Here is a 7,382-nt window from a genome sequence, read left to right on the forward strand (position 1 = left end):
ACGAGCCTTTGCCTTTATACTGGTTGGCCAAATCAACAAATTCTTGGCGCTTTTTGTCCCAATCAATTGTTTGTTTAACTTCGTGGTTGCGACAAATGTTACAAACGCCTTCTGAATCAAAGTTAATTGACTCCCATGTCTCAGGCATAATGCAACGAGTGCAGCGTTTTAAATTAGGTAAGCCATTAGACATAATTTTCTTTTTTAATTGTCATAATTACATCATCAAATTTTTGGCCGTCATGGTCAATCGCATTCTTCCGGACGCCCGTCATCTTAAAACCAACTTTTTCATAGGCACGAATAGCCCTTTTGTTAAGATCAATTACGCCCAGCTTTATTTCATCCAGCTGCATTTCTTCAAATGCATGCCGCACTATCAAATTTGTAGCCTCCGTGCCGATGCCTTTGTTCCAATAATCTTTATTACCAATTAAAATTCCAAAAGTGGCAACCTTTTTGTCCCATTCAATCGGTTCCAATTTAATATTACCTATATGCAAATCATTGGTGTTATCAAAAATACCGACAAAAAATGAATTCGGATCATCTATTTGCTTTTGGATGTATTTTTCAAGTTCTGAAATAGTTGATTGACGAGTTTCTAAATAATAGTTGACTTCCGGGTCGTTTAACCAATCACAATACTCTTGCGTCGCGTCGGCTAAAGTCAACTCTCTTAAATAAACTCTTTCACCCACAATTTTTTTTGCTTGCGCCATATAGTTAAAACAAATCTTTTTCTATAAACTCTACCAACCCCTTTTCTTTAAACTTCAACAGATAAGCATAAACTTGCCGGAATGGCAGATCATGCTTTATAGCAATATCCAAAATTGAAATACTTTCATCAAAATAACGAGGCAAATAGTTCATCAATTCTGACCATTTAGCTTGATCGGCTAAGGCTTCGTTTTTAATAGAAGGGTCACTGCCCGGAGAAATATACAAATCATACTGAGGATTGCTTAAGGCAATTAAGCCAGTAAACTTACGTTTCAAATAACAATTTTTTTCTATTACGTCTATCATTGCCATTGTTACATCAACGGTTTCCTCCAATTTTTCCGGCTTTATAATATCAACCGTATCAGAACTTAAATGATACTGCGGATATAAAGTCTTCGGCTCACAGCGAGAAAGTGAAATCATCGGCACCTCATACCCCGGAGCTTCCCATACGCTCTCGTCATTGCCAACTATCTTTCTAAAAGTATCACTCCAATAACTTGCGGCATCAAATTTCAAAATATGGTGGGCAATCTTGTCGATGTAACTTTCCCCCGTAAAACTTTGCTGAAGAGCAAATTCATTATCATTGCCAACCATCTCCATAAATATTCCCAGTTTAAAATTATCTATTTCTTTCGGCTTAAGGCTAGCCAAATAAAAGACAGTGCCAATGTGTTCTGGCGCAATAATTAATCGATACGAATACTTTGTAGATTGTTGGCTCAATTTTTTCATCACCTCAACTAAAACAGCATACCCCGCCGGACCATCATTAATTTGAGCGGCGTGGCAGTTATGAGCGTTAAAAATAATCGTTTTAGGCGATTTCCCTTGAAGGGTGTACTCCAAAACTTTCATTCTCCCTTCCGTATGCAAAGTGATTAGCTCAACATCATAGTCCCCTGCCGTAAGAGTTTTATACAAATTATATGGCACTGAAAAACCCCATAATTTTTTATATGGCTTATAATACTGGTCGCAATGATAAACAATATCCTCAGGCGATTTTTCAAAAAAATACAAATGCTTTTTTAATTCACTTAAAGAGACTGTGCCGCTAAAAGGCTCGGATAGCCCTATTACCCCAAGCGGATGCTTTTTACCATCGTAAATTAATTTGCCATCTTTTTTGATCTCTGCCTTTAACACTTCCCAGTTATGGGGAATAATCCAACCGTTATGTTTGCTGCCGGTGGGATACTCTAAAACTTTAAACGGCAACTCTTGGCATAATATATCATTTTGCTTATCCGTATCAGAGGATACTGGGGCAACCGCTAGGCCACTTACTTTTTCCAAAATTTTCATCATTGAACTCATAGAAATACTTTATTTTTTAATGCCGATGGCGTCATATTCAACCTGAAATTGTGCCGCTTTGTCCAATTCACTAGAGGGGGTAAAAAATCTACTGCCAACGGTGATTTTGTTGATAATGCTTCTGGCATGATTGTCATAAACTTTTTTAACTAGAAGTAAATTTCCCAAAGTGGCCAAGTAAATTCCTTGTTTATTTTTTCTAACCACAACCCCGGCAGTAAAAGGATGATATTTCTCTTGGGGCGGTAAAAGTTGACAGTCTTTTATGAAAACTTTTTTGCGGTTATAAAATGTTGATGCGCCCGGGTAAGGATCGTCAAGGGCATTAATAAATAAGGCAATGTCTTCACCGGCCCAAGCCCAGTTAATTAAACCGTGGTCTTTAGTCGATAAAAATGGATAAGTTGAGGATTCCGATTCGTTCAATTTTATCACGGCGAAATTTTTACCAAGTTTTAGCTGTCGTAAAAACTTTTTTAAAAAAAGTGCTTCTTTTTTAACGGCAAAATTATAAAAATCGGAAGTCTTTTGAAACTTAGCAGGATAAGTGAATTCTTCCCGCATAATCACCGGACCTAATTGAAAAGCCTTAATGCCTCCTTTAATAATTTGCATGTTAACAACACCTTTATTATTTTGGTGCAAAATTCGCCACGTGTGATGTGCCCCGCCGCGATAACGGGGTAAATCAATGCTCATGCAGTCAAGTAAATGATTTTTAGCAAAGCGATTAACGACCTTGGCGTCAAAAACCCAGGCCGCACCAATTGCCACGCCTAAACTTCTGGGAGTAATCTCTTTTGGTAACCTTTTATCAGTGTTGATATTTTCTGAATTAAAATATCTAATCTTATTTTTCTTCAATATAGTTCTTAGCGTTTGCTTAGGTAATTTTTCATCCAAATGCCGGGCCGAACTAAAAACCACAATCTCAAAATCATTATGATTAGCCAATTGCGAGGCAATTTCCGCCATCAAAAACGAACCCCCAAATAAAATTAATTTATCTATGTTCTTAAATCTCATATTTGTTATAAAAACGTTTTATCCGCCCGACAATATAATTAACTTCTTTTTTAGTTAGTTGAGGGTGCAACGGCAAAGTTAAGGCAGTAGCTTCATATAGCTCAGCATTCTTTAAAGATGTCTTGCTAAAACCATGCTGCCGATAGTAAGGCTGTTTATAAATTGGCGGAAAATGAAAATTCACACCGATGCCTTGTTGTTTTAAATACTTCATTAATTTATTTCGGCGGCGTGGATTAGTCACTCTCACGACATAAATATGCCAACCTGAATAGTTACCTTTTATTTCCTGAGGTAAAATAATATCTTTCAAATCTTTGAGTTCCCTTTTGTACCAGGCCGCCACTTGATGACGCTTTTTTAAAAAAAAATTAAGGCGTTGAAGTTGGCTTGAACCCAAAGCAGCTTGAAAATCTGTCATGCGATAATTATATCCCAAAACTGTCATCACATTTTTGCCTGCCTTATCTTTTTGAACACCCTGGCTTCTGAGTAAAAGCAATTTATCATAATACTTTTTATTGTTGGTCGCGACTGCGCCGCCTTCACCTGTTGTGATTGGCTTAACGGGATGAAAGCTGAATGTGGTTAGATCAGCTAAACCGCCAACTTTTTTGCCATTATACTTTGCCCCTAAGGCATGAGCGCCGTCATCAATGATTAAAAGTTTATGTTTACTTGCAATTTTTTTAATCTCAGCCATGGCGCTAGGTTGACCAGCGAAGTCAATTGGCACTATCGCCCGAGTTTTTTGAGTAATCAGCTTTTCAATTTTAGTTTCATCAATGTTGTAAGTATCTAAGCGAATATCAGCAAAAACTGGCTTAGCTCCTATGGCTAAAAGCATATTGGATGTCGCCACAAAAGAATTTGGGGTAGTAATAACCTCGTCTCCTGGCTCAATCCCAGACGCCAAATAAGCTAAGTGTAATGCGGATGTCCCGTTATTAACCGCGACGACATATTTAGCACCACAATATTTAGCTAACTTTTTTTCAAAGGCTAAAATCGCCGGCCCTTGGGTGACCCAACCGGAACGCAAGATCCTGTCAACCGCCTTGATGTCTTGTGGCGTTATCCACTGTTTGCCGTAAGCAATCATATATCTAAACTGTCTATAATAGTTTTTAGGCTTTCTTTAGTAATCCACTCTTCATTCTTGTCGCTGGCAAAACTAAAATCATTAGGCAGGGCTTGCCCTTGGCCAATAAACTTCTTGAAGCGCTCTTCAATATCAAAGATCTCTCGGCTTTCAGGTAGGATTACAAAGTATTCTTCCAGTCCATACGCATGCCGAGCTTCGTCGCTTGTTAACAAAACCTCATGCAATTTTTCGCCGGGACGGATACCCATTATTTCTCGCTTAAGCTCCGGGACAATCGCATCAAATAAATCAACAATCTTCATGCTTGGGATACGGGGCACAAAAATTTCTCCTCCGGCCATATGTTCTAAGGCAAACATAACTAAAGCAAAGGCTTGGTCAAGGGTAATCCAAAATCGTGTCATTCTCTCGTCGGTAATCTTTATGCTTTGTACTGTGCCGTCTTTCTTACCTCTAAGCAAAACTTCAACTATACTGCCTCGGCTGCCTAGAACATTTCCGTATCGCACACAGCTAAAATGAGTAGTCGTAGGCGAGTAGGTATTAGCGTCGATAATTAACTTTTCGGCGCAAAGTTTAGTTGCGCCATATAAATTAACCGGTTGAGCCGCTTTATCGGTTGAAACAAAAACAACTTTTTTGACCCTCTGGTCAATCGCTGCTTCAATTACATTTTTGGTGCCCAAGATATTTGTATTAATTGCTTCAAAGGGATTATATTCAAGAGCATCAATTTGCTTTAATGCTGCCGCGTGAATAATTACATCCACCCCATGGAAGGCTCTTTGCAAACGGGATAAATCTCGGATATCGCCAATAAAATACCGCACCCGAGCATCGCTTAATTTATGCCGCATCTGGGATTGTTTAAGCTCGTCCCGGCTGAAAACAATTACTTTCTTTGGATTATAATTAGCCAAGATGTGCTTAACAAAATTTCTGCCAAAAGAACCGGTTCCTCCAGTTATTAAAATAGTTTTACCATCTAACATATAAGCCTTTTAATTATTACGAATATTGTAAACTTTCGAAAAATAAGATTCTTTATCTTTTAAAAGTGTTTTCGGCAACCCCTGTTCACTGACTTTACCGTCCGTTAAAATGAGAAGCTGGTCAGAATCCATAATTGTTGATAATCTGTGCGCTATTACCAAAACAGTAACTTTGCCTCTTAGATTTCTAATCACTTCTTGAATTTTAACCTCTGATTCATTATCCAGTGCGCTAGTCGCCTCATCTAACACCAACACATCCGGCTTTTGCGCCAAAACTCTTGCAATCACCACCCTTTGTCGCTGACCGCCAGACAATAACACCCCCCGATCACCAATTATTGAATCATATTTTTCTGGCAGAGTTTGCACAAAGTCATGAATTTGTGCTTGCTTTGCCGCCGCCTCAATTTCTTTTTGGCTCAACGCCTGGTTATAAAATCTGATATTATTAGCTATCGTATCGTTCATTAAAAACATATCCTGGGAAACATAACCGATTTTACTGCGCCACTGGACAAGGTCGATGTCATTGGCGTCTACCCCGTCTAACAAAATTCTTCCTTGGTCAAGTTGAAATAAACGTAACAATAAATCAACTAGTGTGGTTTTGCCGGCGCCAGACGGGCCGACAATGCCAATCATTTCACCTTTGTTAACCTTAAAAGAAATGCCTTTTAAAACGGGTGTGTCTTGGCGATACGAGAAAGTCACATGATCAAAGACAATCGATTTTTTGAAAATAAAAGGCTTGGCTTGATCGACATTTTCTTTTTGTTCTGATGCAATTTGTTGATAATCTACCACGCTTTGCAAATGAGGTATTAAGGTCATGGCTGATTGCATCCCCCGTTGAAGCTGCTGCAAATAAGTAAAAATTCTTTGAATTAAATAAACAATCGCCACTAATACTGCCAAATTAAAAGTTGACGAAGTATAAGTAATGGCAAAAATAAAACAAATAAAAATTACCCCGATTGGCTGTATAAAAGCAGTCGTAATGGTCTTTCTCCATGTTTCTTCAATCGAGAGCTCCTTCAGTTTATTAAAAAATAAATTGGCCTTATCTAAAATCGGTTTGGTTACCCCCATAGTTTTAACCGTTTTAATGCCAACCACGTTCTCATTTATGTAATGCGCGATCATTTTATTTGTGCTGGTGCGATCGTGGCCAATGCGTTTGGTAATAAATAAATGCTTTTTAAACACGAAGAAAATAACGCCCCCTACCGCGAGTGTGGCTAAAGTAAAAACAAACGAAATATTAATTGCAACTATGGTATAGACCAATAAGCTTGTCGCGACCATTATCGCATTACTGATTTGCTGAAGTAAAACACCGCTTTGCTTAACGTCCGTATTGATGATATTCTCAAGATGACCCAGTTTCTGCCGCAACAAATATTCCCAGCGTGAAGCCAAGACGTGTTTTAATAAATTTGATTGGGTCTTAGCTTCGTAATCTGAAGTTATTTTAGCTTTTAATACGTTGAGATACAAAACGACAATCGCCTTGAGAATGAAAAGTATAACAATGAAAACTAATAAATAGGATACGCTTAAGTTAAGCCCAAAAAAATTGAAAAATTTCTCGATCGTTCGAGAAATAAAATCAGTCCCTTGGCCGCCGCCATTCAGAGCGAATGAAAAAAGCGGGATTAAAGCATTCACGCCGATGCCTTCTAAAATGCCACTTAAAAAACCAAAAGCGGTGAGGGCCATAATTTGTTTTCTATAATCCCCAAAAGCCCTTTGAGATAATCTTAACGCCCGCACAAAACGGTTGTCTCCTAAGTGAATTCCCATACAATTTTTACCACTGATTAATCCGGTCAACGACTCTGCGCTTGACACCGAGATAATGTTTAATGGCTTTTTTCTCAAGGTCAGGAGAAACAAGGCGTAGCAGTTCTTTGCCTAAAATCCGGTATTGCCTGCCTACTTTGTTGGCCCTGATTAACTCCTTTTTTAGCATTCGCTTCATGGTACTACTGCTGATTTTTAAAATTTGCTCTGCCTCATCAGTGGTGTACACGGCGTTCGGTTTTATTTCTTGGTCCATTACTATACTTTAAATTAGTTAAGATTTTCTTATTGTATCTCTAAGTATCATAGGGTGTCAATAAGTACCATGTTAATAAACAGTTAATAAAAATTTTGCTAATTTTAGCAAAATTATACTTAAATTGCTTTAAATAATGAAAAGC

At 38.1% G+C, this 7,382-nt stretch carries 7 protein-coding genes and 1 pseudogene (1 of these 8 cut by a window edge); all 8 read right to left on the minus strand.

Annotated features, from left to right (window positions below; translation table 11 throughout):
• Positions 1-193: pseudogene (locus tag COT81_01950) on the minus strand (N-acetyl sugar amidotransferase); it reaches 959 nt to the left of the window's first position.
• The gene (locus COT81_01955; GenBank protein PIS05302.1) at positions 186-722 is read right to left on the minus strand and encodes a GNAT family N-acetyltransferase; all 537 of its coding nucleotides are present in this window, start codon (positions 720-722) and stop codon (positions 186-188) included. Before COT81_01955 ends, COT81_01950 begins: the two are co-directional and overlap by 8 nt.
• 4 nt (positions 723-726) lie before the next feature.
• Entirely contained in the window at positions 727-2,052 is a 1,326-nt protein-coding gene (locus COT81_01960) for a hypothetical protein (protein ID PIS05303.1), read from the minus strand.
• Between the two features lie 9 nt (positions 2,053-2,061).
• Positions 2,062-3,078, minus strand: a complete 1,017-nt coding sequence (locus tag COT81_01965) for a hypothetical protein (protein PIS05304.1) — start codon at positions 3,076-3,078, stop codon at positions 2,062-2,064.
• Positions 3,068-4,180 (minus strand): UDP-4-amino-4,6-dideoxy-N-acetyl-beta-L-altrosamine transaminase, encoded by a 1,113-nt coding sequence (pseC, locus tag COT81_01970; protein PIS05305.1) that lies wholly within the window; start codon positions 4,178-4,180, stop codon positions 3,068-3,070. The genes COT81_01965 and pseC overlap by 11 nt, the downstream gene beginning before the upstream one ends.
• Positions 4,177-5,175, minus strand: coding sequence for a UDP-N-acetylglucosamine 4,6-dehydratase (inverting) (gene pseB / locus COT81_01975; protein ID PIS05306.1), 999 nt, complete (start codon positions 5,173-5,175; stop codon positions 4,177-4,179). Before pseB ends, pseC begins: the two co-directional genes overlap by 4 nt.
• Before the next feature lie 9 nt (positions 5,176-5,184).
• Positions 5,185-6,981 (minus strand): hypothetical protein, encoded by a 1,797-nt coding sequence (locus tag COT81_01980; protein ID PIS05307.1) that lies wholly within the window; start codon positions 6,979-6,981, stop codon positions 5,185-5,187.
• 7 nt (positions 6,982-6,988) lie between these two features.
• Positions 6,989-7,237, minus strand: coding sequence for a hypothetical protein (locus tag COT81_01985; protein PIS05308.1), 249 nt, complete (start codon positions 7,235-7,237; stop codon positions 6,989-6,991).
• Positions 7,238-7,382: the final 145 nt, after the last annotated feature.

The organism is Candidatus Buchananbacteria bacterium CG10_big_fil_rev_8_21_14_0_10_42_9 (assembly GCA_002773845.1).
Classification (GTDB): domain Bacteria; phylum Patescibacteriota; class Patescibacteriia; order Buchananbacterales; family 21-14-0-10-42-9; genus 21-14-0-10-42-9.